General features: G+C 71.7%; 21 protein-coding genes. 12 read left to right on the forward strand and 9 right to left on the reverse strand.

The window, feature by feature from the left end; translation table 11 throughout:
• Positions 1-107: 107 nt before the first annotated feature.
• Positions 108-1334, forward strand: coding sequence for a pyridoxal phosphate-dependent aminotransferase (locus tag ACLBXX_RS11060; protein WP_447658058.1), 1227 nt, complete (start codon positions 108-110; stop codon positions 1332-1334).
• Positions 1335-1406: 72 nt separating this feature from the next.
• Positions 1407-1763 carry a hypothetical protein gene (locus tag ACLBXX_RS11065; protein ID WP_387147584.1) on the forward strand — a complete coding sequence of 119 codons (357 nt, stop codon included), beginning with the start codon at positions 1407-1409 and terminating at the stop codon, positions 1761-1763.
• A 114-nt stretch (positions 1764-1877) separates the two neighbouring features.
• Here the strand turns inward: ACLBXX_RS11065 and ACLBXX_RS11070 are convergent, their stop codons facing one another.
• The gene (locus tag ACLBXX_RS11070; protein WP_375871237.1) at positions 1878-2318 is read right to left on the reverse strand and encodes an Rv3235 family protein; all 441 of its coding nucleotides are present in this window, start codon (positions 2316-2318) and stop codon (positions 1878-1880) included.
• Positions 2319-2447: 129 nt separating this feature from the next.
• Here ACLBXX_RS11070 and ACLBXX_RS11075 point away from each other — a divergent pair, with 129 nt between their 5' ends.
• Complete coding sequence (locus ACLBXX_RS11075; protein ID WP_447658059.1) at positions 2448-3056, forward strand: hypothetical protein; 609 nt, start codon at positions 2448-2450, stop codon at positions 3054-3056.
• Positions 3057-3093: 37 nt separating this feature from the next.
• Here ACLBXX_RS11075 and ACLBXX_RS11080 read toward each other — a convergent pair whose 3' ends face one another.
• The gene (locus ACLBXX_RS11080) at positions 3094-3375 is read right to left on the reverse strand and encodes an excisionase family DNA-binding protein (protein WP_387147590.1); all 282 of its coding nucleotides are present in this window, start codon (positions 3373-3375) and stop codon (positions 3094-3096) included.
• A gap of 98 nt (positions 3376-3473) precedes the next feature.
• On the opposite strand from ACLBXX_RS11080, the gene ACLBXX_RS11085 reads away from it, so the two are divergent.
• From ACLBXX_RS11085 to ACLBXX_RS11095, 3 genes are read left to right on the forward strand one after another with little or no spacing between them, the layout of a single operon-like run.
• Positions 3474-4106: an SAF domain-containing protein gene (locus ACLBXX_RS11085; protein WP_447658060.1), complete on the forward strand. Its 633-nt coding sequence runs from the start codon at positions 3474-3476 to the stop codon at positions 4104-4106.
• A complete protein-coding gene (locus tag ACLBXX_RS11090) occupies positions 4103-5416 on the forward strand; it encodes an AAA family ATPase (protein WP_447658061.1) in 1314 nt (437 codons plus the stop codon). The genes ACLBXX_RS11085 and ACLBXX_RS11090 overlap by 4 nt, the downstream gene beginning before the upstream one ends.
• A 23-nt stretch (positions 5417-5439) precedes the next feature.
• Positions 5440-6924 carry a sensor histidine kinase gene (locus tag ACLBXX_RS11095; RefSeq protein WP_447658062.1) on the forward strand — a complete coding sequence of 495 codons (1485 nt, stop codon included), beginning with the start codon at positions 5440-5442 and terminating at the stop codon, positions 6922-6924.
• A gap of 74 nt (positions 6925-6998) precedes the next feature.
• Here the strand turns inward: ACLBXX_RS11095 and ACLBXX_RS11100 are convergent, their stop codons facing one another.
• Positions 6999-7247 (reverse strand): WhiB family transcriptional regulator, encoded by a 249-nt coding sequence (locus tag ACLBXX_RS11100; RefSeq protein ID WP_018171995.1) that lies wholly within the window; start codon positions 7245-7247, stop codon positions 6999-7001.
• A gap of 247 nt (positions 7248-7494) precedes the next feature.
• On the opposite strand from ACLBXX_RS11100, the gene ACLBXX_RS11105 reads away from it, so the two are divergent.
• The gene (locus ACLBXX_RS11105) at positions 7495-7920 is read left to right on the forward strand and encodes a histidine kinase (protein ID WP_387146192.1); all 426 of its coding nucleotides are present in this window, start codon (positions 7495-7497) and stop codon (positions 7918-7920) included.
• Here the strand turns inward: ACLBXX_RS11105 and bcp are convergent.
• From bcp to aroA, 3 genes are read right to left on the reverse strand one after another with little or no spacing between them, the layout of a single operon-like run.
• Complete coding sequence (gene bcp, locus ACLBXX_RS11110) at positions 7917-8387, reverse strand: thioredoxin-dependent thiol peroxidase (RefSeq protein WP_310289439.1); 471 nt, start codon at positions 8385-8387, stop codon at positions 7917-7919. The genes ACLBXX_RS11105 and bcp overlap by 4 nt on opposite strands.
• Before the next feature lie 9 nt (positions 8388-8396).
• Entirely contained in the window at positions 8397-9458 is a 1062-nt protein-coding gene (rsgA, locus tag ACLBXX_RS11115; RefSeq protein ID WP_447658063.1) for a ribosome small subunit-dependent GTPase A, read from the reverse strand.
• Between the two features lie 59 nt (positions 9459-9517).
• A complete protein-coding gene (gene aroA, locus ACLBXX_RS11120) occupies positions 9518-10891 on the reverse strand; it encodes a 3-phosphoshikimate 1-carboxyvinyltransferase (protein WP_447658064.1) in 1374 nt (457 codons plus the stop codon).
• A 167-nt stretch (positions 10892-11058) separates the two neighbouring features.
• On the opposite strand from aroA, the gene ACLBXX_RS11125 reads away from it, so the two are divergent.
• Both ACLBXX_RS11125 and ACLBXX_RS11130 read left to right on the forward strand, forming a co-directional pair.
• Positions 11059-11676, forward strand: a complete 618-nt coding sequence (locus tag ACLBXX_RS11125; protein ID WP_447658065.1) for a sigma-70 family RNA polymerase sigma factor — start codon at positions 11059-11061, stop codon at positions 11674-11676.
• Positions 11673-11915: a zf-HC2 domain-containing protein gene (locus ACLBXX_RS11130; protein WP_045297433.1), complete on the forward strand. Its 243-nt coding sequence runs from the start codon at positions 11673-11675 to the stop codon at positions 11913-11915. Before ACLBXX_RS11125 ends, ACLBXX_RS11130 begins: the two co-directional genes overlap by 4 nt.
• 17 nt (positions 11916-11932) lie before the next feature.
• Here the strand turns inward: ACLBXX_RS11130 and ACLBXX_RS11135 are convergent, their stop codons facing one another.
• Positions 11933-12838 (reverse strand): diacylglycerol kinase, encoded by a 906-nt coding sequence (locus ACLBXX_RS11135; RefSeq protein WP_447658066.1) that lies wholly within the window; start codon positions 12836-12838, stop codon positions 11933-11935.
• On the reverse strand, positions 12835-14499 hold the full coding sequence (locus ACLBXX_RS11140) for an FAD-binding oxidoreductase (RefSeq protein ID WP_447658067.1): 1665 nt from the start codon (positions 14497-14499) through the stop codon (positions 12835-12837). Before ACLBXX_RS11140 ends, ACLBXX_RS11135 begins: the two co-directional genes overlap by 4 nt.
• Before the next feature lie 34 nt (positions 14500-14533).
• Between ACLBXX_RS11140 and ACLBXX_RS11145 the strand changes: the two genes are divergently transcribed.
• From ACLBXX_RS11145 to ACLBXX_RS11155, 3 genes are all read left to right on the forward strand, one after another.
• Positions 14534-15121 (forward strand): TetR/AcrR family transcriptional regulator, encoded by a 588-nt coding sequence (locus tag ACLBXX_RS11145; RefSeq protein WP_447658068.1) that lies wholly within the window; start codon positions 14534-14536, stop codon positions 15119-15121.
• Positions 15118-16677, forward strand: coding sequence for a glycerol-3-phosphate dehydrogenase/oxidase (locus ACLBXX_RS11150; protein ID WP_447658069.1), 1560 nt, complete (start codon positions 15118-15120; stop codon positions 16675-16677). Before ACLBXX_RS11145 ends, ACLBXX_RS11150 begins: the two co-directional genes overlap by 4 nt.
• A gap of 187 nt (positions 16678-16864) precedes the next feature.
• A complete protein-coding gene (locus ACLBXX_RS11155; RefSeq protein WP_447658070.1) occupies positions 16865-18253 on the forward strand; it encodes an APC family permease in 1389 nt (462 codons plus the stop codon).
• A 33-nt stretch (positions 18254-18286) separates the two neighbouring features.
• On the opposite strand, the gene ACLBXX_RS11160 is transcribed toward ACLBXX_RS11155, so the two are convergent.
• Positions 18287-22024, reverse strand: a complete 3738-nt coding sequence (locus ACLBXX_RS11160; protein WP_387146222.1) for a multifunctional oxoglutarate decarboxylase/oxoglutarate dehydrogenase thiamine pyrophosphate-binding subunit/dihydrolipoyllysine-residue succinyltransferase subunit — start codon at positions 22022-22024, stop codon at positions 18287-18289.
• Positions 22025-22180: the final 156 nt, after the last annotated feature.

A 22180-nucleotide genomic window follows, 5' to 3' on the forward strand; every position in this document is an offset into this window, starting at 1 on the left:
GGACGAGACCTCGGGGTTTCCCCGGGGTCTCGTCCGCCGATCGGTGTATCACGGGGCGGGCCACCTGGCGGCGATTGGCACCGGCCGGCCGCGGATATCCTGAAGCGATGAGTCCCCTCCGCCCCCTCGATCAGTCGAGCAAGCTCCAGAACGTTCTCTACGAGATCCGCGGGCAGGCACTGGCAGAGGCAGACCGGCTGGAGGACGACGGCCACACGATCCTGAAACTGAACACGGGCAACCCCGCGGTCTTCGGGTTCGAGGCGCCGTTCCAGATCGTGCGCGACATGATCGAGGCCGTCCCGCACGCGCACGGGTACAGCGACAGCAAGGGCATCATGTCAGCGCGGCGCGCGGTCGTGTCGCGGTACGAGCAGGTGCCCGGCTTCCCGCAGTTCGACCCCGACGACGTCTACCTCGGAAACGGGGTGTCCGAGCTCATCACGATGACCATGCAGGCGCTCCTCGACGAGGGCGACGAGGTGCTGATCCCGGCGCCGGACTACCCGCTGTGGACGGCGATGACGAGCCTCGCCGGCGGCACCCCCGTGCACTACCGCTGCGACCCCGACGCCGAATGGCAGCCCTCGCTGGAAGACATCCGCGAGAAGGTCACGCCGCGCACCAAGGCGATCGTCGTCATCAACCCCAACAATCCGACCGGCGCCGTCTACAGCCGCGAGGTCCTCCAGGGGATCGTCGAGATCGCGCGCGAGAACTCGCTGCTGCTGCTCTCGGACGAGATCTACGACCGCATCCTCTACGACGAGGCCAAGCACATCCCGCTCGCGACGCTCGCGCCCGACCTGCTGTGCCTCACGTTCAACGGCCTGTCGAAGACGTACCGCGTCGCGGGCTACCGTTCCGGCTGGCTCGTGATCACGGGGCCGAAGAAGCACGCCGCAGGATTCCTGGAGGGCATCCAGCTGCTCGCGTCCACGCGGCTGTGCCCCAACGTGCCGGCGCAGTACGCCGTGCAGGCCGCGTTGTCGGGGGTCCAGTCGATCGACGCGCTCATCGCGCCCGAGGGGCGCCTGCATGAGCAGCGGGACGCGGCATGGGAGGGTCTCGAGCGCATCCCCGGCGTGACGTGCCTGAAGCCCAAGGGCGCGCTCTACGCGTTCCCGCGGCTCGACCCGAACGTGTACGAAATCCGCGACGACGCCAAGCTCGTCTACGACTTCCTCGTCGCCGAGCACGTGCTGCTGGTGCAGGGGACCGGCTTCAACTGGCCGACCCCCGACCACCTGCGCATCGTCACACTGCCCGAGGCCCGTGTCCTCGCCGAGGCCGTCGAGCGGCTCGGCAACTTCCTCTCGTCGTACAAGCAGTAGCGACTGGTTCCGCGCGCCGCGCGGTTCGTCAACCCCCTCGCTTGACGGGGGCCTGCGTCGTAGCTTCGCGGCATGTCCATCGAACTGAACCAGCCGGCGCTGCGCCACATGCGCTCGCTCATCCGGGACGGCAAGGTCGTGCGCGATGAACGCGACGATTGGTCGGAGGCCGCGCCGACGGCCGACGAGGAGAACTCGTACATCAAGCGAGAAGGATGGACCGAGTACTCCCACTGGCACATCGGCATCGACCACCGCGAGAACGAGGAGACGAAGCAGGCGTACTCGTTCCCGGTGGGCGATTTCAAGAAGGTCCATCGGTCCGGGGTGATCTCGGCCGAGAGCCGCGCCGGACAGCACGACCACTACGAGATCCGCGACGCGCTGCGGTCGCTGCTCGAGCTCATCGACAAGGACGACAAGAGCTGACGACGGGACCGGCCGCATCGTCGGGGCCGGTTCCGTCGCCGGGTCGTGGGCGCCTCGCGCCGCACAGTCGCCGTCAGGCGTGCGCGTGCGACGGCGGCTTCGTCAGGGCGCCGGTCAGAGGAGCGCGAGCGAGGTGGCGCGCCAGCGGCCGTCCATGCCCTCGATCCGCACGGCCAGGGCGCGCGTGCGCGCGGGCCCCCGGACGACGACGACCGCTTCGATGATGCCGTCGGCGGGGGAGGACTCGTGCACCGACATGATCGTGTGCACGGGGCGCTTCGCCGCCACACCGCGGGCGCTGCGCGCCCGGGTCGCGAGGTTCGCACGCGTGACGAGCTTGCGGTAGGCGTCCTCGGTGAGCCAGCGGGCGAGCTGGTCGACTTCGCGGACACCCGCGAAGACCTCGAGCACGCCGACCGTGAGGTTGCGCAGGAACGGCTCCGGTGCGGGGAGCGCTGTGGACGGCGTCCGCTGCGGCGCGAAGAACTCTGCGACCTGCGCGCTGCTGCGGGACGCATAGGGTACGCGGGCGGTGCCCGCGGGCGTCGTTGCCATGGGTGCCAATCTCGACAGGGGGATGTCTTTCCGGACAGTAGACCACACAGCGAACTCTCAGGAAAATCCGGCCTGGTCGGCTGTGGATAACTCGTCGGCCGATCTGCCGCGGTGCCCTACTCTCACTGAGTGCGCTGGGACCGCTTCTTCGACGACCTCGAGGATCAGCTCGCCTCCGAATGGGAGGCCGAGCGCGCCGCGCTCGACACCGAGGCCGAGCGTCTGAGGCTCTCGCGGGTGCAGCTGTCCGAGCGCCTGACGCTGCTCGCCGCCCGCGACGGGGCTTCCCCGACCGTGGCATCGTTCGACCTCGCCGACGGTACGACGGTGCGCGCGTCCGTGACCGGCGTGGGCGCCGACTGGGTCGCGCTGGCCCTCGCCGACGGACCCGGTGGCGCGGTGGTCGTGCCGTTCGCCTCGTTGGGGGCCATCGGCCTGCCGCACGCCGACCTCCTGCGCACCGCGCGCCCGGCGCCGCCGCGATCACCCCTGGCCGATCGGCTCACGTTCGGCTTCGTGCTGCGCGATCTCGTGCGCCGCCGGGCGGGGGTCGCCGTGCACCTCGTCTCTGGGCGGGTCCTCACCGGCACGATCGATCGCGCCGGTGCCGACCATCTCGACCTCGCGGTGCACGACCATGGCGCGCCGCGGCGTGCCGACGCGGTGTCGGGCTACCGGCTGGTGCCGTTCGCGGCCATCGCGTGGATCCGCGCGGACGAGGCACCCGCGATCCCCTGACCGCCGGGTCGGCGCATCCGCGCGAGGGCTGCCGTGCTCAGTCGGGGTGGCGGACGATGCTTCCGCCCCACAGCTCGGGGAAGCTGGCGGTCTGGGACTGACGCCACAGCGCCATGCGCCGGGCCTCCTCGGCCTGGTCGTCGAGGTACTCCCCGACGCTCGCGGCGTCGATCCGCCAGCGCGCGGGTGCGCCGACGCGCAGGCCCCGGAGCCGCCCTTCGTGGACCAGAGCCATGACCTCGTCGACCGAGACGCCGAGCACCTCGCCCACCTGGGCGGGTGCGTACAGCCGCACGTCGGACGTCGGGTCATCTGACATGCCCCCATTATGGACCTGCCTCCCCGGTGCGGGCTGGGCCCCCTCACCCCTGTGGATAACGCCCGACGGCCTCATGCAGAGTCGGCGACGATGGACGCATGACCGCCGCTCACGACCCCGTCCGCACCCCGCGCCGAGCCTTCTGGGGCGATGCGCGGTTCTTCCTCGGCGTGCTCCTGGTGGCAGCATCCGTCGTCGGTGTGTGGCTCGTCGTGTCGGCCGCGCGCCAGACCGTCCCGGTGTACGCCGCCGCCCACACGATCGTCCCCGGCGAGGCGATCGGGACCGGCGACCTCAAGGTCGTCGACGTCGCACTCGGGACGCTCGCCGGCACCTACCTCACCGCGGACGACCTCGACGAGCCCGTCGTCGCGACCCGCACGATCGAGGCGGGCGAACTGGTGCCCGCGGCATCCGTCGGCGATCCCTCCTCCGCACGCACCACGAGCGTCGTCGTCCGCAGCGCCGTCGACGTGCCCGCGTCGGTCGAGGCGGGCAGCGTCGTCGAGGTCTGGTCGGCACCGCTGCTCGAGCAGGGGGCGTACGACGAGCCGCGCGTCCTGGTCGCCGACGCCACCGTGGTCTCGGTGACCCGCGACGACTCCATGATCGGCGGCGGTGCGGCCGCCCTCGAACTCGTGATCCCGCGGGCGGACGTGCCCGCGACGCTCGCCGCGATGGCCGACGAGTCCGCGCTCTCCATCGTCCCGACGACGGGTTCCGGCTCGTGAGGGTCGTCGTCGCCGTCGACGACGCCCGACTCCTCGTCGACGGGCTGCGGCGGGAGGGGATCGACGTGATCGCGGAGGTCGCGGCATCCGCTCCCGCCCTCGCTGCGGCGGATGGGATGCTGGGCGCCGACGCCGAGACGCTGCTCCGGGCGCTCGCCGACGCCGACGCGCTGGTGGTCGCGGTGTCGCGCTCCACGATGTCGCCGACCGTCGTCGCCCTCTGCGACCGTGCCGGCACGCGCGTCCTGCCGCTCGTCGAGGACGCGGCGGGGGAGCGGATCGCGGCGTCGTGCGGCCTCGAGGCTCCGCTGGATCTGCACACCGAGCCATGGCGCATCGCCGAGGCGCTCTCCGTGGCGCCGCGCGCGTCGGCTGCGGAGTCGCCCGCGCGCCCGCAGCCGCGCGTGATCGCGGTGTGGGGTCCCGCCGGCGCCCCCGGGCGGTCCACCGTGGCGACGGAGCTCGCCGTCGAGCTCGCGCGCGGCGGGCGCCACGTCGCGCTGGTCGACGCCGACACGCACGCGCCGTCGCTCGCCCTGACGCTCGGGCTCGCCGACGAGGGGCCCGGATTCGCCGCCGCCTGCCGGCAGGCCGAGCTCGGCGGTCTCGACGCGCGCGAGCTCACCCGCATCGCGGTGCCGCTCGGCCGCACCGGTGTCGACGTGCTCACGGGCATCAACCGGCCCTCCCGCTGGCCCGAGCTGAGCGACCGGCGCGTGGGCGCCGCCCTCGCCGCCTGCCGCGAGTGGGCCGACTACACGGTGGTCGACGTCTCCTCGTCGCTCGAGCGCGACGAGGAGATCATGAGCGACCTCGACGGGCCGCGACGCCACGCCGCCACCCTCGCCGCGCTGCGCGCCGCAGACCTCGTGGTCGCGGTGGTGGCGGCCGATCCGGTGGGCGTCGCGCGGTTCCTGCGCGGGCACGCCGACCTCCGCGCCACCGTCGGCGCGACCCGGGTGGCCGTCGTCGCCAACCGGCTCCGCCCCGGAACCCTCGGCATCGACGCCCGCGGGCAGGTGCGCCGCACCCTCGACCGCTTCGGCGGCATCGAGGACGTCTGGTTCCTCCCGCAGGACCCGAGATCCGCGGATGCCGCGATCCTCGCGTCGCAGCCGATCGCCGACGTGGCGCCTCGATCGCCCTTCACGCTCGCGCTCCGGCGGTTCGTCGGCGAGGCGATCGTGCCCGCTCCTGCGCCGCAGCGCGCCGCGAAGCCGCGGCGCCGGAGCGTCCACCGCACCGGCTCCGGCCGACCCGCGCACGCCGACGCCGACGACATGGCACGTGTCGTCGAACGAGTCGTGTGATCGGCGCGCTCTAGGCTAGGTCCGTGTCGACCCTCAGCGATCTCGTTTACGCCCAGGGCCGCTCCAGTGAAGAGGACGTGGAGTGGCTGCACCGTCTCGCAGGAGACGGCCAGCTCCTCGCCGATCTGGCGTTCGCCGACATCGTGCTCTGGGTGCCCACCTCCGACGACTCCTTCGTCGCCGTCGCGCACACCCGTCCCGGCGGTGCGGCGACGCTCTTCTACCGAGACATCGTCGGCGACCGTGTGCGGCCGCAGTGGCGCACGCAGGTGCGCGAGGCGTTCCAGACGGGCCGCATCGTCGACTCCGCGTCGCCGGACTGGTTCGAAGAGACCCCCACCCGCGTCCGGGCGGTGCCGGTGGCCCGCAAGAGCGGGAAGGAGGCGACGGTGATCGGCGTGATCACCCGTCACACGAACCTCGGCGAGGCCCGCACGCCTTCGCGGCAGCAGATCACCTTCAACGACTGCGCCGACGACCTCTTCGGCATGATCGCGTCGGGCGACTTCCCCGACCTGTCCGCGCCGACGTCGCCGCGGCGCGGCGCGCCGCGTGCATCCGACGGTCTGGTGCGGCTCGACGTCGACGGCATCACCACCTTCGCGAGCCCCAACGCGCTGTCGGCGTTCAACCGCCTCGGCTTCGACGACGAGCTCGAGGGCGAGTCGCTCGTCGAGGTCGTGACCGGCATCCTTCCGACGAAGCGCCAGTTCGACGAGTCGCTCCCGGTCGTGGTCACCGGCCGCGCGCCGTGGCGCGCCGATCTCGAAGCGCGCGGGGTGACGGTGTCGCTGCGCACCATTCCGCTGCGCGATCACGGCACGCGCATCGGCGCGATCGTGCTCTGCCGCGACGTGACCGAGATCCGCCACCAGGAGCAGGAGCTCATCACCAAGGACGCGACGATCCGCGAGATCCACCACCGCGTCAAGAACAACCTGCAGACCGTGGCGTCTCTGCTGCGCATCCAAGCCCGCCGCTCGCACACTGAGGAGGCGCGAGACGCGCTCACGCAGGCCATGCGCCGGGTGTCGGCGATCGCCGTCGTGCACGACACCCTCTCGGAGGGCCTCGCGCAGAACGTGGACTTCGACGAGGTGTTCGCCCGCGTGCTGAAGCTCGTGGCCGAGGTCGCCGCGGCGCCGAACACGCGCGCCAAGACGCACTCCACGGGCCGCTTCGGCACCCTGCCCAGCGAATACGCGACGCCGCTCGCGCTCGCCCTCACCGAACTCGTCACGAACGCCGTCGAGCACGGGCTCGCGGGGCAGGAGGGCGATGTCGAGATCATCGCCGAGCGCACCGACGACCGCCTCGAGGTACGCGTGCGCGACACCGGCTCCGGGCTCCCGGAGGGTCAGGTCGGTCGCGGCCTCGGCACGCAGATCGTGCGCACCCTCATCCAGGGCGAGCTCGGCGGCACCATCGACTGGCACACCATCATGGGCAGCGGCACGGAGGTCACGATCGACATCCCGCTGCGCTACATCGAGCGCTCCCAGAGCTGAGCCCGAGGCGTTCGGCCCGCGAACGTGCAGAACGGATGCCGCGGGATGCGGCATCCGTTCTCTGCAGGTCTTCGCTAGGAGGCGCGGCGCGCGCGGGCGGCGCGGCGCTTGAGCGCGCGGCGCTCGTCCTCGGAGAGGCCTCCCCACACGCCCGAGTCCTGGCCGGTCTCGAGGGCGTACTGCAGGCAGATCTCGGTGACGGTGCAGCGTGCGCACACCGACTTGGCCTTCTCGATCTGATCGACGGCCGGACCGGTGTTCCCGACGGGGAAGAACAGTTCGGGGTCGACGGTCAGGCAGGCGGCCTTGTCGCGCCAGTCCATGGTGGTGCTCCTTGTGACAGAGGGGTGGGGAAAAAGGGCCCGGTTCGGGTCCGGTACCCTGTGGGATGTGCGAGAAGAATCTCGCCCCACGTCGCTGTGGGAGCACACGGCTTCACCAATCGTCCCATAGCGGTTTACCTGAATCAAGGGTTCATCGGCGGGTTTGTGTAGGACTTGCTGAGTGTTCCCCAGGGCGTATGGAGGGTTCGCACAAACCGCTGTCGGTGGAAGAAGGAGTCGACGGAGAATGCGGACAAACCTGTCCGGAAGGATCGCCGCCGTGCTGGTGGGGCTCGAGGGACTCGGCCTCGCCGCGCTCACGGTGCGCGAGATCGTCGCGATCGCCTCGGGCGACACCGGTTCGATCGAGAGCGCGATCGCGCTCGCGGTGCTGACCCTCGTCGGCGCGGCCGCGGTCATCGCCTTCGCATTCGCGATCTGGCGCGGCCAGTCGTGGGGTCGTTCGGGCGGCATCGTCACGCAGCTGCTGATCCTCGCGGTCGCCCTCGGCGCGGCGACGGGTGCGTTCGCCGATCCGGCGGCGGCCCTGGCGCTCGCCGCCCCGGCCGTGGTCGTCCTCGTGCTCCTCGTGCTCGCCGTACGCGACGCCGGACGGGCGGCGCGCCGGCAGCGCGACGAGGAGGCCGACGGACAGGCTCCGGGCGGGGCTTAGACGCCCAGGAGCGTCCGTACGCGCGCGACGTGGCCGGTGGCGCGCACGTTGTACAGCGCGTGCGTGAGGCGGCCCTTCTCGTCGATGACGAACGTGGAGCGGATGACGCCCATGAAGGTCTTGCCGTAGTTCATCTTCTCGCCCCATGCGGCGTACTTCTCGAGCACCTTGTGGCCGGGGTCGCTCAGCAGGTCGTACGTGAGGCCGTCGCGCTCCCGGAACCGGCGGAGCTTCTCGGGCTCGTCGGGGGAGATGCCGAGCACCGTGTAGCCGGCCGCCTGCAGCGGGGCGAGGCTGTCGCGGAAGTCGCACGCCTCCTTGGTGCAGCCGGGCGTCATCGCCGCCGGATAGAAGAACAGGATCACGCGTCCGCCCCGCAGGTCCTTCAGCGTCACCGCCTGCTCGTCCTGGTCGACGAGCGTGAAGGCGGGGGCGAGGGAGCCGGGTTCGAGGCGTGTCGTGGTCACCGTCCCACTCTAGGCGCCGGGCTCCTGGCTCCTCTTGGCGAACGTCTCCAGCAGTCGCTGCAGCGAGTCGAGTCGGGCGGCGCCGCCGGGGCCCAGCCGGCCCTCCTCGACCGCCTCGACGATGGCGCAATCGGGCGCGTCGGGGAGGTGGGTGCACCCGCGAGGGCACTCCTCGGCGATCGCGTCGAGGTCGGTGAACGCACGCAGGATGTTCGCGGGATCGACGTGGCCGAGGCCGAACGAGCGCACACCGGGGGTGTCGATGACCCAGCCGTTGCCCCCTTCGCCCCGATAGCGCAGCGACACGGTCGAACTCGAGGTGTGCCGCCCGCGCCCGGTCACGACGTTGACGTGCCCGGTCGCGCGCTTCGCATCGGGCACGAGCGCGTTGACGAGCGTCGACTTGCCGACGCCCGAGTGCCCGACGAACACCGTCGAGTGGCCGACGAGCGCCGCGCCGATGCGCTCGAGCGGCATCTCCTCCCGCCCGCTCGTGAACACCTCGAGGTCGAGGCCGTCGAAATGGGCGAGGAACTCCGCCGGGTCGGCGAGGTCGGTCTTGGTCACGACAAGGAGAGGACGGACGCCGGCATCCAGCGCCGCCACGAGATACCGGTCGACAAGCCGCGGGCGCGGCTCGGGGTCCGCGGCGGCGACCACGACGAGCATCTGGTCGGCGTTGGCGACGATGACGCGCTCGACCTGGTCGGTGTCGTCGGCGCTGCGCCTGAGCAGCGAGGTGCGGTCCTCGATGCCGACGATGCGCGCGAGCGTGCCGTCGTCTCCGGACGCGTCGCCGACGACGCGAGCGCGGTCGCCGGTCACGATCGGCGTCTTGCGGAGCTCGCGCGCGCGGGCGGCGAGCACCGTGCGCTCGGTCGGCGTGTCTTCGTCGACGAGCACGGTGTACCGGCCGCGGTCGACGCCGAGCACGCGTGCGATCTCGGCGTCGCTGTGCGCCGGACGGCGTTTCGTCCGGGGGCGGTTGGCCTTCGGATTCGGCCGCACGCGCACGTCGGCCTCGTCGAACTCCGGTTCGTCGTCGTCGTCGACGTCGTCGAGCCAGCTCACGGTGTCGTCCCGGTCATCGAGTCATGCCGATCGCTCCGCGAACGTGTGCACGCGCCCCCTCACGAGGCGCGCATCGTCTCCTCGGGGAGCCCGCCGTCTGCGTGCTCGCCGTCGAGCATCCGCTGCCAGATCTGCGGGAACTCGGGCATCGTCTTGGCGGTCGTGCCGATGTCGTCTACCTCGACGCCGGGCACAGCCAGGCCGATCAGGGCGCCGGTGGTCGCCATGCGGTGGTCGTGGTACGCGTGCCAGGTCCCGCCATGCAGCGGGCGGGGAACGATGCGAATGCCGTCGGGAAGCTCTTCGGCCTCGCCGCCGAGGCCGCGCAGCTCCGCGACGAGCGCCGCGATGCGGTCGGTCTCGTGGCCGCGGATGTGACCGATGCCGTGCAGCGTCGAGGGCGAGTCCGCGAAGGCGGCGAGCGCGAAGATCGTGGGAGTCAGCTCGCCGGCGGCCGACAGATCGAGATCGACGCCCTGGATGCCGGCTCCGGCGGTCACGGTGAGCGCGCCGCCGCGGCGCACCACGCGGGCGCCCATGAGCGACAGGATCTCGGTGAGCATCGCACCGGGCTGGGTGGAGTGCGCGGGCCAGCCGGTGACCGACACCGCACCGCCGGCCACCATGGCCGCAGCCAGGAACGGCGCGGCGTTCGACAGGTCGGGCTCGATCGCCACGTCCTTGCCGCGGATCGGGCCGGCGGGCACGATCCACTCGCCGACGCCCGGGCGCTCGACGTGCACGCCGCGGTGGCCGAGGGCTTCGACGGTCATGTCGATGTGCGGGATGCTCGGCAGCCGCTCGCCGGAGTGACGCAGCTGCAGCCCGACGTCGAAGCGCGGCGCCGCGAGCAGGAGACCGGAGACGAACTGGCTCGACGCGCTGGCGTCGATCGTCACCTCTCCGCCGCGCACGTGGCCGTGGCCGCGGATGGCGAAGGGGAGCGCCCAGTGGCCGCCGTCGTCGATGTCGACGCCGACGTCGCGCAGCGCCGTGATCATGGCGCCCATGGGACGGTGCAGCGCGCTCTCGTGCGCCGTGAGTGTGACGTCGCCGCGGGCGAAGCCGCCGAGACCGGCCACGAACCGCATGACGGTGCCCGCCTGCCCGCAGTCCACGACGGTGTCGCCGTGAAGGGGCCACACCGGGGTCACCTCGATGTCGTCGCCGTACAGTCCGCTGCCTTCGACGAACTCGATGCCGACGCCGAGCGAGCGCAGCGCGTCGATCATGCGGGCGGAGTCGTCGGAGTGCAGCGGCGCGATCAGGCGGCTCGGGGCGTCCGCGAGGGCGGCCAGGATCAGCTCCCGGTTCGTCAGCGATTTCGACCCGGGGACGGTCACCGTGGCGTGCAGAGCGCCGTCCGCGACGGGCGCGGGCCAGTGGCCGCGCTCGATCGGCGCGGAGGGCGGGGAATACGCGTCGGCTGTCATCGGGTTCTACCCTACTGAACCCGGTGGGCACGAGCCGGGAGCAACCTACTGAGCGGAGCCGGATGTTCGCCACTCTCGAGCGCCTCGATCGTGAGGCGCCCCTCCTCGCCGAGCGTGACGCGCGGGTCCCAGGCAGCCTGGAACAGGCCGCCGTAGACTGGCGCGTGATGAGCGACTCGACCGACCAGGCTGCCGAGGCGGACCGCGATCAGGATCCCCGCGCGCAGTTCGAAGAGCAGGCGCTGCCCTTCATGGACCAGCTGTACGCCGCGGCCATGCGCATGACCCGCAACCCCGCAGATGCGGCGGATCTCGTCCAGGAGACCTTCGTCAAGGCGTTCGCCTCGTGGAGGACCTTCACGCAGGGCACCAACCTCAAGGCGTGGCTCTACCGCATCCTGACGAACACCTATATCAACACCTACCGCAAGAAGCAGCGCGAGCCGTACCAGGGCACGATCGACGACCTCGAGGACTGGCAGCTCGGCGGAGCCGAGTCGACCACTGCGACGAGCACGCGCTCGGCGGAGGCCGAGGCGATCGACCACATGCCCGCGTCGGTCGTGAAGGACGCGCTGCAGTCCATCCCGGAGGACTTCCGGCTGGCGGTGTACCTCGCCGACGTCGAGGGCTTCGCCTACCAGGAGATCGCCGACATCATGAAGACCCCCATCGGCACGGTCATGAGCCGTCTGCATCGTGGCAGGCGGATGCTGCGTGAACTGCTGGCCGACTACGCGAAAGAGCGCGGCATCACCCCCGCCGCCACAAGGAGCACGAAATGACCGACTGCGGTTGTGAGAAGGCGCGGCGCGACCTGGAGGAGTACCTGCGCCACGAGGTCTGCAAGACCGAGCAGAGCGACATCGCCGAGCACCTGGCGAACTGCGAGGGCTGCCGCGACGAGGCGCTCGTCGCGACCACGCTGACGGAGGTGCTCGCCCGGGCATGCAAGGAGAGCGCACCCGAAGAGCTGCGCGATCAGGTGCTGGCCAAGCTCCGGGCGGTCCAGGCGGCGCACTGACGCCGCCGCCCGCGGGGTCAGCCGGCGGGCGTGAAGATCGTGAGTGCGCCGGGCACCACGTCGACGGTCAGCGGCAGCGAACCGATCGGGTCTCCGTCGGCGTACGCCGTGACCCCCGGTGACGACAGCCGCACCGAGCGCACACGTCGCATCGCGACCTCGGGCACGTCCGAGTGCGTGCCCTGGTACACCCGGGGGAGGAGGCGCAGCAGGCGCAGCCTCCCGGCGGGGCGCACGAGCACGACGTCGAGCAGACCGTCGGCCGGGTCGGCATCGGGACAGATCGGGATGCCTCCGCCATACGTGCGCCCGTTGCCGACGGTCGCCATCACGAGGTCGCCGCCCACGTGTTCGCGCGTGCCGTCGGCGAGCTCCAGCTCGACATCGTACGGGATGCCGGCGAGCGTCAGGAACTCGACCAGGATCGCGATGTTGTACCGCGAGCCGCCGCGCGGCCAGCGCATCGCGTTGGCGCGGTCGTTGACCTTCGAGTCGAACCCGCTCGCGAGCACCGACCCGAAGTACCGGGTCGATCCATCCTCGCGGGTGACGCGGGCGAGGTCGATCGCCCGGGTGACGCCCGCGGCGATGGCGTCGGCCGCCGCGGTGACATCGAGTTCGCGCAGCCCCAGCGTCGCCGCGAAGTCGTTACCGGTGCCCGAGGGCACGATGCCGAGCGGGATGCCGGTGCCCGCGACCTCCTGGAGCGCGAGGTTCACCGTGCCGTCGCCGCCGGCGACGACGACCGCGTCCACGCCGACCTCGATCGCGGTCCGCAGCAGCGTGGACGACTCCGCCGCGCTGCCACCGCTCAGGATCGACGTCTGCACGCCGTGTGCGCGCAGGCGCTCGGCGGCGTCGGTCGCGGCGCCGGTGTGGGCGCCGGCGCGCGCCGCGGGGTTGACGAGCAGCGCGACCTTCATGCCCGCTCCGGCGCCGTGGCGGCCGGCTCGACCAGAGCACCGGGGTTCATGATCCCGTGCGGGTCGAGCACGCGCTTCACCGCGCGCAGCACCTCTACGCCGAGCGGCCCGATCTCGGCCTCGAGATACGGGCGATGATCGCGCCCCACGGCGTGATGGTGGGTGATCGTGCCGTGGGCGCCGCCGATCGCGCGGGACGCGGCATCCTTCGCGCTCGTCCACTGAGCCTCGGGATCGTCGGTGAGCGCGGCGACCACCGTGAAGTAAAGCGACGCGCCCGCCGGGTAGACGTGCGAGATGTGGCACAGCACGATGGGCTTCGTTCCCTCGGCGGCGAGGCTCTCGGTGAGCGCGGCGGTGACGGCGGCCTTGAGGGCGGGCAGGTGCGCCCACGTCGTCGCGGTCTCGAGGGTCTCGGCGAGCACGCCGATGTCCATGAGGGTGTCGCGCAGCGCGGGCGAGGCGAAGCGGCCGCGCTCCCACGACCGCGCCGGATCCTCACCTCGCGACGTCGCGCCGTGCGCGCGGAAGACCGCGTCGAGCGCATCGCGCGTCGCCTCGGCCTCGGCGGACGTCGCGCCCTCGAAGGTGGCGACGGCGAGGCATCCGCGCATCCGCGTGAGGTGTCCGCCCATCGCCGCGTTCACCCGCGTCTCGGTCTCGTCGCTCAGCCGCAGGACGGTGGGACGGACGCCGCGCTGCGTGGCTTCGCGGAACGCCGACGCCCCCGCGGCGAAATCGGGGAACGACCAGGCGCGGTATGCGGTCGCCGCGGGGACCGGGCGGATGCGCACGGTCACCTCGGTGAGGACGCCGAAGGCGCCCTCCGAGCCGAGGAACAGCTCGCGCAGGTCGGGGCCGGCGGCGCTCGAGGGGGAGCGTCCGAGGTCGAGGTCTCCGGCCGGAGTGGCGACGCGCAGCGCGTGGACGAGGTCGTCGAATCGGCCGTAGCCGCGCGAGGCCTGGCCGCTCGATCGCGTCGCCGCGTACCCGCCGAGGGAGGCGTACAGGAAGCTCTGCGGGAAGTGCCCGAGCGTGTAGCCGCGGGCGCCGAGCAGCTCCTCGGCCTGCGGACCGGTCGTGCCGGCGCCGAACGTCGCGAGAAGCGAGACCTCGTCGAGTGCGAGGAGCGCCGCGGTGCGGCGGAGGTCGAGGGCGATCACGGCACGCTGGGCGCCGCGCACGGGGTCCACGCCGCCCACGACGGAGGTGCCCCCGCCGAAGGGCACGACGGCGATGCCGCGCTCGCCGCACACGCGGAGCACGGCGGCGACCTCGGAGTGATCCGCGGGGGAGACCACCCCGTCCGGCGCGGCCTGCAGGTCCTCGAGCCGCCGGCGCAGAAGATCGGGCGTGCTCTTGCCGCCGAGGTGCAGCATGCGCACCGCATCGTCCCGCGTCGCAGCGTCGGCGCCGACCACGTCGGCCAGCGCCGCGAGGTCGCCGTCGGGCAGCAGCGAGGGCGTGAGGACGGGCGCGGCGCGGTGCGGGACGGGATGCGCCTTGCCCGGCAGCAGCGTCGCGACGATCGCCTTCGCGGCCGCCGGCAGACGGGCCGGCTCGGACCCCCAGGCGTCCCAGTCGCCGCGGGGGCGGGGCGTCGGGACGGCGAGCGGACGCACCGGGTCGCTCGAGGAATCGGTGGGCACCGTCGCAGCCATGGCGACAGTATGACACATTCTGTATGGTTGTCACATGGCCGATGGAGTGCCCGATACCGAGACCGCGATCCTCGACGCCGCGCTCGCCGAGGTGCTGGCGCACGGCATCCGCCGGACGACGGCCTCCGACATCGCCCGACGCTGCGGGATCGCCCGCCAGACGCTCTATCGCTACTGGCCCGACGCGCAGGCGGTGTTCGCCGCCCTCGTGACGCGCGAGCTCGTCGCGGCGCTTCCCGCCGCGGCCGGGGAGTCCTCGGACCTCGACGAGCTGGTCGCGCTTCTCGTCGAGACCGCCGACCGCGTGCGACGTCTTCCCCTCGTCGACCGGCTCCGCGACACCGATCCCGAGCTGTTCGCCCGGTACATCCTCGATCGGCTCGGGACGAGCCAGCGGGCGATCCACGCCGAGACCGCCCGGCGCATCGCCGCGGGGCAGCGCGCCGGCTTCGTTCGAGCGGGAGACCCGCCGCAGCTGGCGGCCATGGTGCTGCTCGTCGCGCAGTCGGCGGTGCAGTCGGCGCCACTCGTCGCCGAGTGGCTGCCCGAGAGCGCGTGGCGCGCCGAACTCGCGCACGCGCTGCGCGGCTATCTCGCACCGACCGTGGAGGGGCAGCGATGACGACACGCATCGTGGGGCGCACGCCCGGATCGTCCGCGCTCTCGGCGGGACGGCGCGCGCGCGAGCTCGACGCGCTCGCCGACCGCGGCGAGATCGACCTGCTCGTCATCGGCGGCGGCATCACCGGCGCCGGGATCGCATTGGATGCCGCGAGCCGGGGCCTCAGCACCGTCCTGGTCGAACGGCACGACCTCGCGCACGGCACCAGCCGCTTCAGCTCCAAGCTCGTGCACGGCGGCCTGCGGTACCTCGCGTCGGGCCAGATCGGGATCGCGCACGAGAGTGCGACGGAGCGCAACATCCTCCTCACCCGGACGGCGCCCCACCTCACGCGTGCGCTAGCCCAAGTCGTGCCGCTGCACGAGCCCGGCCACCTCGCGCGCGGTGCGTACATCGGCATGGGCTACGAGCTCGGTGACGGCCTGCGCCGCGCGGTCGGGACCCCCGGGTCGCTGCTGCGGCCGCCCGGCCCGATCGGCCGCGACGCCACCCTCGCCCTCGCGCCAGCCGTTCGCGCCGAGGGTCTCCGCGGCGGGGTGCGGGGCTGGGACGGGCAGCTCATCGACGATGCCCGGCTTGTCGTCGCCGTCGCGCGGACGGCCGCCGGGTACGGGGCATCCGTCCTCACCCGTGTCGAGGCCGTCTCGGTCACCGGCCGCGAGGCGACCCTGCGCGACCTCGTGACGGGCGAGACGGTCCACGTGCACGCGCGCGCTGTCGTGAGCGCGACGGGCGTGTGGGCGGGAGAGCTCGATCACGACGTCCGCCTGCGGCCGAGCCGCGGCACGCACCTCGTGGTCTCGACGGCCCGCCTGGGCGGTTCGGATGTGTCGCTCACCGTGCCGGTCCCCGGGTCGTCGAGCCGGTTCGTGTTCACGCTGCCGGCGCAGCACGGGCGCACCTACATCGGCCTCACGGACGTGCCCGCCGACGGGCCGATCCCCGACGTCGCGCACGCGACCGAGGCCGAGATCGACATGCTCCTCGGCACGGTCAACACCGTGCTGGAGGAGCCCCTCGTCCGCACCGACGTGCTCTCGACCTTCGCCGGCCTGCGGCCGCTGCTCGCCGGCGACGACGACCACGACACCAGCGACCTGTCGCGTCGTCACGCGATCATCGAGGCTGAGAGCGGCGTGCTCAGCATCGTCGGGGGCAAGCTCACGACGTACCGGCGGATGGCGGAGGACGCCGTCGACGCCGTGATCCGGCGCGACCCCGGGTTCGCCTCCCGTCCGTCGGGCACGCGTTCGATCCCGCTCGTCGGCGCGTGGCCGCGGCACCGCCTCGGCGAGATCGCCGCGGCGCCGCGGCTGGTGCGCCGGTACGGCGCCGAGGCGCCGTACGCGGCCGCCCTGCCGACGGGTGCGGGCGCCGCGTGCGGCGTGACGGCCCAGGAGCTCCAGTGGGGGGTCGCGGTCGAGGGCGCCCTGAGCGTCGCCGACCTCCTCGACCGGCGCACCCGCCTCGGTCTCGTCGAGACCGATCGTGAGCAGTCGACGGATGCCGCCGCCGCCGCCTTCGCCCGCGCCGGCGTCGACCCGATCGGAGCCTGAGCCGCGGCCCGCAACCGATCCTCAGTTGAGGAGCATTGCCGGTGTGAGGGGCGACATGCCTGATTCGGTCCGCATCTCGGCGCAGAACCTCGTCTGAGGAACGTCCGCTCGCGGATTGGCAGGAATCCGCTCCAGCACGGCGGCGCAGACGGGCCGGGGTGTCGCACGTCCCCGTCACACTGGAACGGTGACTCACAGCGGAACCCCCGGCGGACTCGGCGTCGTCCAGGGCACGGCGCTCTACATCGCGTCGGTGCTCGGCACCGGGCTCCTCGTGCTCCCCGGCCTCGCGGCCGATGTGGCGGGTCCCGCGTCCATCGTCTCGGTGCTGGCCGTCATCGTGCTCGCCGTGCCGCTGGCGGGCACCTTCGCCTCCCTGGCCGCGCGCTACCCCGATCCGGGAGGCGTCGCCAGCTACGTGCGTCGCGCGCTCGGTCGCACGGCGGCCCGCGCGACCGGCTACTGGTTCTACTTCGGCGTCGCCGCCGGGTTCCCGGTGCTCGCGGTCCTCGGCGCCGAGTACCTGACCGCGATCCTGCACATCGACCGCGTCGCCGTGCCCATCCTCGTGTTCGCGATCCTCATCCCGCCGTTCGCCGTCAACATGCTGGGGGTGCGGGTCGCCGGCTGGGTGCAGTTCGTCCTCACCGGCCTCCTCGTCGGCATCGTGGTCTTCGTCGTGGCCACGGCCTTCCCCGCCGTCGAGGCGTCGAGCTTCACGCCGTTCCTGCCCCACGGCTGGGCGGGCGTCGGCACGGCGATCAGCCTCTTCGTCTGGGCGTTCGCGGGGTGGGAGGTCGGCACGCACATCTCGGGGGAGTTCCGCGACCCGCGCCGCAGCATCCCGATCGCCACCGCCATCGCGCTCGTCGTGACCGGCCTCGCGTATCTGCTGCTGCAGGTCGTGACTGTGGGAGTGCTCGGCGAGGACGCGGGCGCCGGCGCTGTTCCGCTGCTCTCGCTCGCCGAGGCGGTGGCGCCCGGCTTCGGTCCGACCGCGGTCGGCGCCGTCGCCGCGATCGTCGTGCTGGGCGTGATGAACGCCTACCTCGCCGCGTTCGGCAAGCTCGGCGCGTCGCTCGCGTCGTCGGGCGATCTGCCCCGGGTGCTCGCGCCCGGTGCCGAGTCGGGTGGAGTGCCTCGCCGCGCCCTGCTGCTGACCTTCGTGATCGCGATGGTCTACTGCACGATCGCGCTCGCGACCGGCGGCGACCTGCAGACGTTCATCCTCATCCACACCAGCAACATGGTGTCGATCTACGCCGCCGGCATGATAGCGGCGACACTGATCCTGCCGCGCTTCACGGCGGGCTGGTTCATGGCGGTCGTCGCGGCGGTGCTGTCGGTCGGCCTGCTGCTCCTGGCCGGAGCGAAGCTGCTTCCCGCCGCCGCGCTCGCGCTCGCCGCGGTACTCGTAACGGTCTGGAAGCGGCTGCGGCGCTCGTCGCGGGACGCGGATGCGCCCGGCGACGAGATCGCGGCGGAGGCCGCAGACCCCGGGTCCATCGTCGAGGTGAAGACGACGGCGGTCCCGGCAGAACGCAGTTCGGCCCTGGACTCCTCAGCGCAGAGCTGAGTCCTCCAGGGCCGAACCGGCGGAGATCTCCGCCTACAGCGTGAGCGCCTGCTGCATGATCGCGGCCTGCTCGGCCGCGTGCACCTTCGGCGAACCGGTCGCGGTCGACGCCGCCGACGCGCGCGAGACGCGGCTGATGGTGCGACCGTTCAGGTTCTTCACGACCTCAAGGGCGATGAAGGGCCATGCACCCTGGTTCTCGGGCTCGTCCTGCACCCACACCAGCTCGGCATTCGGGTACGCGTCGATGACGGCGTTGAGCTCGTCGATCGGGGCCGGGTAGTACTGCTCCAGGCGCACCAGGGCGATCTCGGGGTTCGGGTTCTTGTCGAGCTCGGCGCGCAGATCCCAGTGGATCTTGCCGGCGTGCAGCAGCACGCGCTTGACCGCCGATTTGTCGAGACCGCGGTTGTCGTCGATCACCGGCTCGAAGCGGCCGGTGAGGAAGTCCTCGACCGGGCTCGTCGCGCCGCGCAGGCGCAGCATCGCCTTCGGGGTGAAGACGATCAGCGGACGGCGCGGACGCGCGTACGCCTGGCGGCGCAGCAGGTGGAAGTACGACGCCGGGGTCGACGGACGCGCGACGGTCATGTTGTCCTGCGCGCACATCTGCAGGTACCGCTCGATGCGTGCCGACGAGTGGTCGGGTCCCTGGCCCTCGTAGCCGTGGGGGAGCAGCAGCACGACGCTCGACTGCTGGCCCCACTTCTGGTCGGCCGCCGAGATGTACTCGTCGATGACCGACTGGGCGCCGTTGGCGAAGTCGCCGAACTGGGCCTCCCACAGCACGAGCGAGTCGGCGCGCTCGACCGAGTAGCCGTACTCGAACGCCATGGCCGCGTACTCGCTCAGCAGCGAGTCGTAGACGTAGAAGCGCCCCTGGTCCTCGCTCAGGTTCGTGAGCGGGATCCACTCCTGACCGTTCGCGCGATCGTGCAGCACGGCGTGGCGCTGCACGAAGGTGCCGCGACGCGAGTCCTGGCCCGCGAGACGCACGTTGGTCTTCTCGAGCAGCAGCGAGCCGAATGCCAGCAGTTCGCCGAAGCCCCAGTCGATCGAGCCGTTGCGGCTCATGTCGAGGCGCTTGTCGAGCAGCTGCTGCAGCTTGGCGTGGACGGTGAAGCCGTTGGGCTTGTTCACGAACGTGTCGCCGATGAGGGAGACGACTTCGCGAGAGACGCCGGTCGTCGCGGGCTCGCCGGCGGCCGGCTGGGCCCCCGCGTCCGGAACGAGGATGGGCGATGAGCCGGTCTCGGCCGCGTGCGTCTCGGCGAACGCGATCTCGAGGCGGTTCTGGAAGTCCTGCTTCGCCTTCTCGTACTCTTCCTCGGTGATGTCGCCGCGACCGACGAGAGCCTCGGTGTAGAGGCGGCGCACGGAGCGCTTCGCCTCGATGAGGTTCGTCATGAGGGGCTGCGTCATCGACGGGTCGTCGCCCTCGTTGTGACCGCGGCGGCGGTAGCAGACGACATCGACCACGACGTCGCGGTGGAACCGCTCGCGGTAGGCGAAGGCCAGCTGGGCGACGCGCGTGACGGCCTCGGGGTCGTCGCCGTTCACATGGAAGATCGGCGCCTGGATCGTCTTGGCGACGTCGGTCGCGTACACCGACGTGCGCGCATCGGTCGGCGTCGTGGTGAAGCCGACCTGGTTGTTGACGACCACGTGGACGGTGCCGCCGGTGCGGTAGCCGCGCAGCTGCGACATCTGCAGCGTCTCGACCACGACACCCTGGCCGGAGAAGGCCGCGTCGCCGTGGACGAGGATCGGCAGCCACGTGAACGTTCCGATGGGCTTGCGGTCCTGCTTCGCGCGGACGATGCCTTCGAGCACGCCGTCGACGGTCTCGAGGTGCGACGGGTTCGCGGCGAGGTATACGGGCAGCTCGGACTGGTTGTCGGCGACGAACGTGCCCTCGGTGCCGAGGTGGTACTTGACGTCGCCCGAGCCGCTCTTCGAGCCGATCGCGACGGAGCCCTCGAACTCGCGGAACACCTGGCCGTACGTCTTGCCGGCGATGTTCGTCAGCACGTTGAGGCGACCGCGGTGCGCCATGCCGATCGCGGCGCCGTCGAGGCCCGCCTGGGCCGCGCCCTGCAGGATCTCGTCGAGGAGGGGGATCAGCGACTCGCCGCCCTCGAGGCTGAAGCGCTTCTGGCCGACGTACTTCGTCTGAAGGAACGTCTCGAACGCCTCGGCCTGGTTCAGCTTGTCGAGGATGCGCAGCTGCTCGTCGTGGCCGGGCTTCTGGTACTTGACCTCGACGTTCTCCTGGAACCACGCGCGCTGCGTCGGGTCCTGGATGTGCATGTACTCGATGCCGATGGTGCGGCAGTACGAGTCGCGGAGCACGCCGAGGATGTCGCGGAGCTTCATCTGGCGCTTGCCGCCGAAGCCGCCGGTGACGAACTCGCGGTCGAGGTCCCAGAACGTGAGTCCGTGCTGCTCGATCTCGAGGTCGGGGTGCGTGCGCTGCATGTACTGGAGCGGGTCGATGTCGGCCATGAGGTGGCCGCGCACCCGGAACGAGTTGATGAGCTCCTGCACACGCGCGGTCTTGTCGACGCGCTCGGCGAGGTCGACGTTGATGTCGGACGCCCAGTGGATCGGCGCGTACGGGATGCGCAGCGCGGCGAAGATGTCCTCGTAGAAGCTGCGCTGCCCGATGAGCAGCTCGTGCACCTTCTTGAGGAACTCGCCCGACCCGGCACCCTGGATGACGCGGTGGTCGTAGGTGCTCGTCAGCGTGATCGTCTTGCCGATCGCGAGCTCGTTGAGCGTCTTGTCGCTCGCGCCTTGGAACTCGGCCGGGTACTCGAGCGCGCCCGCGCCGACGATGCAGCCCTGGCCCTTCATGAGACGCGGCACCGAGTGCACCGTGCCGATGCCGCCGGGGTTGGTCAGCGAGATCGTGGTGCCCTGGAAGTCGGCCGCGGTGAGCTTGTTCCCGCGTGCACGCGTGACCAGGTCTTCGTAGGTCGTGAGGTACTCGTTGAACGTCAGCTGCTCGGCGCGCTTGATGCTCGGAACGAGAAGGGCGCGGGTGCCGTCGGGCTTCGGGAGGTCGATCGCGATGCCGAGGTTGATGTGCGCGGGCGCCACGAGAGACGGCTTGCCGTCGATCTCGGCGTAGAACACGTTCTGGCTCGGGAACTCCTTGAGCGCCTGGATGATCGCCCACCCGATGAGGTGCGTGAAGCTCACCTTGCCGCCGCGCGTGCGCGACATGTGGTTGTTGATGACGATGCGGTTGTCGATCATCAGCTTCGCCGGCACCGTCCGGACGCTCGTCGCCGTCGGGACGGTCAGCGACTCGTCCATGTTGGCGGCGAGGGTCTTCGGCATGCCGCGCAGCGTCGTGACGACATCGGCGTCGGCCTCGCCGTCGGCTGCCGACGGCTGTGCCTTCGGCGCCTGCGCCGGGATCGGCTGCGGCGCGGCCGGGCGCGCGGTGGTGCGCGCCACGGGCTGCGCGCCGATCACCGGGATCGGCGCCGTCACCGGACGCGGCTCGGATGCCGTCGCCGGGGTTGCGGTCGCCGGGGGCGCGGCCGCCGGGGGCGCAGCCTCCGCGGGTGCGGCCGCCGCGGCGGCGGCCTGGGTCGGTGCTGCCCCGTCGACGGGGTGGTAGGCCTCGAGAACGGGCCACCACGCCTTGTCGACGGAGTTCCGGTCGATCTTGAACTGTTCGTACAGCTCCTCGACGAGCCACTCGTTGGCTCCGAACTCTCCCTCGTTCGAAACCCCGACGCCCGTCACCTGGCTCGACACGCTGAATCGCCTGCTTTCATCGGTGAAGTTCTGGGATGCGCGGGGGGCGCGAAACGCCCTCACACACGACGGTTAAGCCTAGCCCAGTCTGCGCGGGAGGTTCCGGCCCTCTGGGGTCGCGAACCTGAAAGAACCCGCATGATTATCCGCACAGGA

This window comes from Microbacterium sp. C23T, from assembly GCF_053345975.1.

Coding starts and splice junctions, on each gene's coding strand:
- ACLBXX_RS11060 (WP_447658058.1), top strand. CDS start 108: ATGAGTCCCCTCCGCCCCCTCGATCAGTCGAGCAAGCTCCAGAACGTT.
- ACLBXX_RS11085 (WP_447658060.1), top strand. CDS start 3,474: ATGACCGCCGCTCACGACCCCGTCCGCACCCCGCGCCGAGCCTTCTGG.
- ACLBXX_RS11065 (WP_387147584.1), top strand. CDS start 1,407: ATGTCCATCGAACTGAACCAGCCGGCGCTGCGCCACATGCGCTCGCTC.
- ACLBXX_RS11130 (WP_045297433.1), top strand. CDS start 11,673: ATGACCGACTGCGGTTGTGAGAAGGCGCGGCGCGACCTGGAGGAGTAC.
- ACLBXX_RS11150 (WP_447658069.1), top strand. CDS start 15,118: ATGACGACACGCATCGTGGGGCGCACGCCCGGATCGTCCGCGCTCTCG.
- ACLBXX_RS11145 (WP_447658068.1), top strand. CDS start 14,534: ATGGCCGATGGAGTGCCCGATACCGAGACCGCGATCCTCGACGCCGCG.
- ACLBXX_RS11100 (WP_018171995.1), bottom strand. CDS start 7,247: ATGGACTGGCGCGACAAGGCCGCCTGCCTGACCGTCGACCCCGAACTG.
- ACLBXX_RS11105 (WP_387146192.1), top strand. CDS start 7,495: ATGCGGACAAACCTGTCCGGAAGGATCGCCGCCGTGCTGGTGGGGCTC.
- ACLBXX_RS11135 (WP_447658066.1), bottom strand. CDS start 12,838: ATGAAGGTCGCGCTGCTCGTCAACCCCGCGGCGCGCGCCGGCGCCCAC.
- ACLBXX_RS11140 (WP_447658067.1), bottom strand. CDS start 14,499: ATGGCTGCGACGGTGCCCACCGATTCCTCGAGCGACCCGGTGCGTCCG.
- ACLBXX_RS11080 (WP_387147590.1), bottom strand. CDS start 3,375: ATGTCAGATGACCCGACGTCCGACGTGCGGCTGTACGCACCCGCCCAG.
- aroA (WP_447658064.1), bottom strand. CDS start 10,891: ATGACAGCCGACGCGTATTCCCCGCCCTCCGCGCCGATCGAGCGCGGC.
- ACLBXX_RS11070 (WP_375871237.1), bottom strand. CDS start 2,318: ATGGCAACGACGCCCGCGGGCACCGCCCGCGTACCCTATGCGTCCCGC.
- ACLBXX_RS11125 (WP_447658065.1), top strand. CDS start 11,059: ATGAGCGACTCGACCGACCAGGCTGCCGAGGCGGACCGCGATCAGGAT.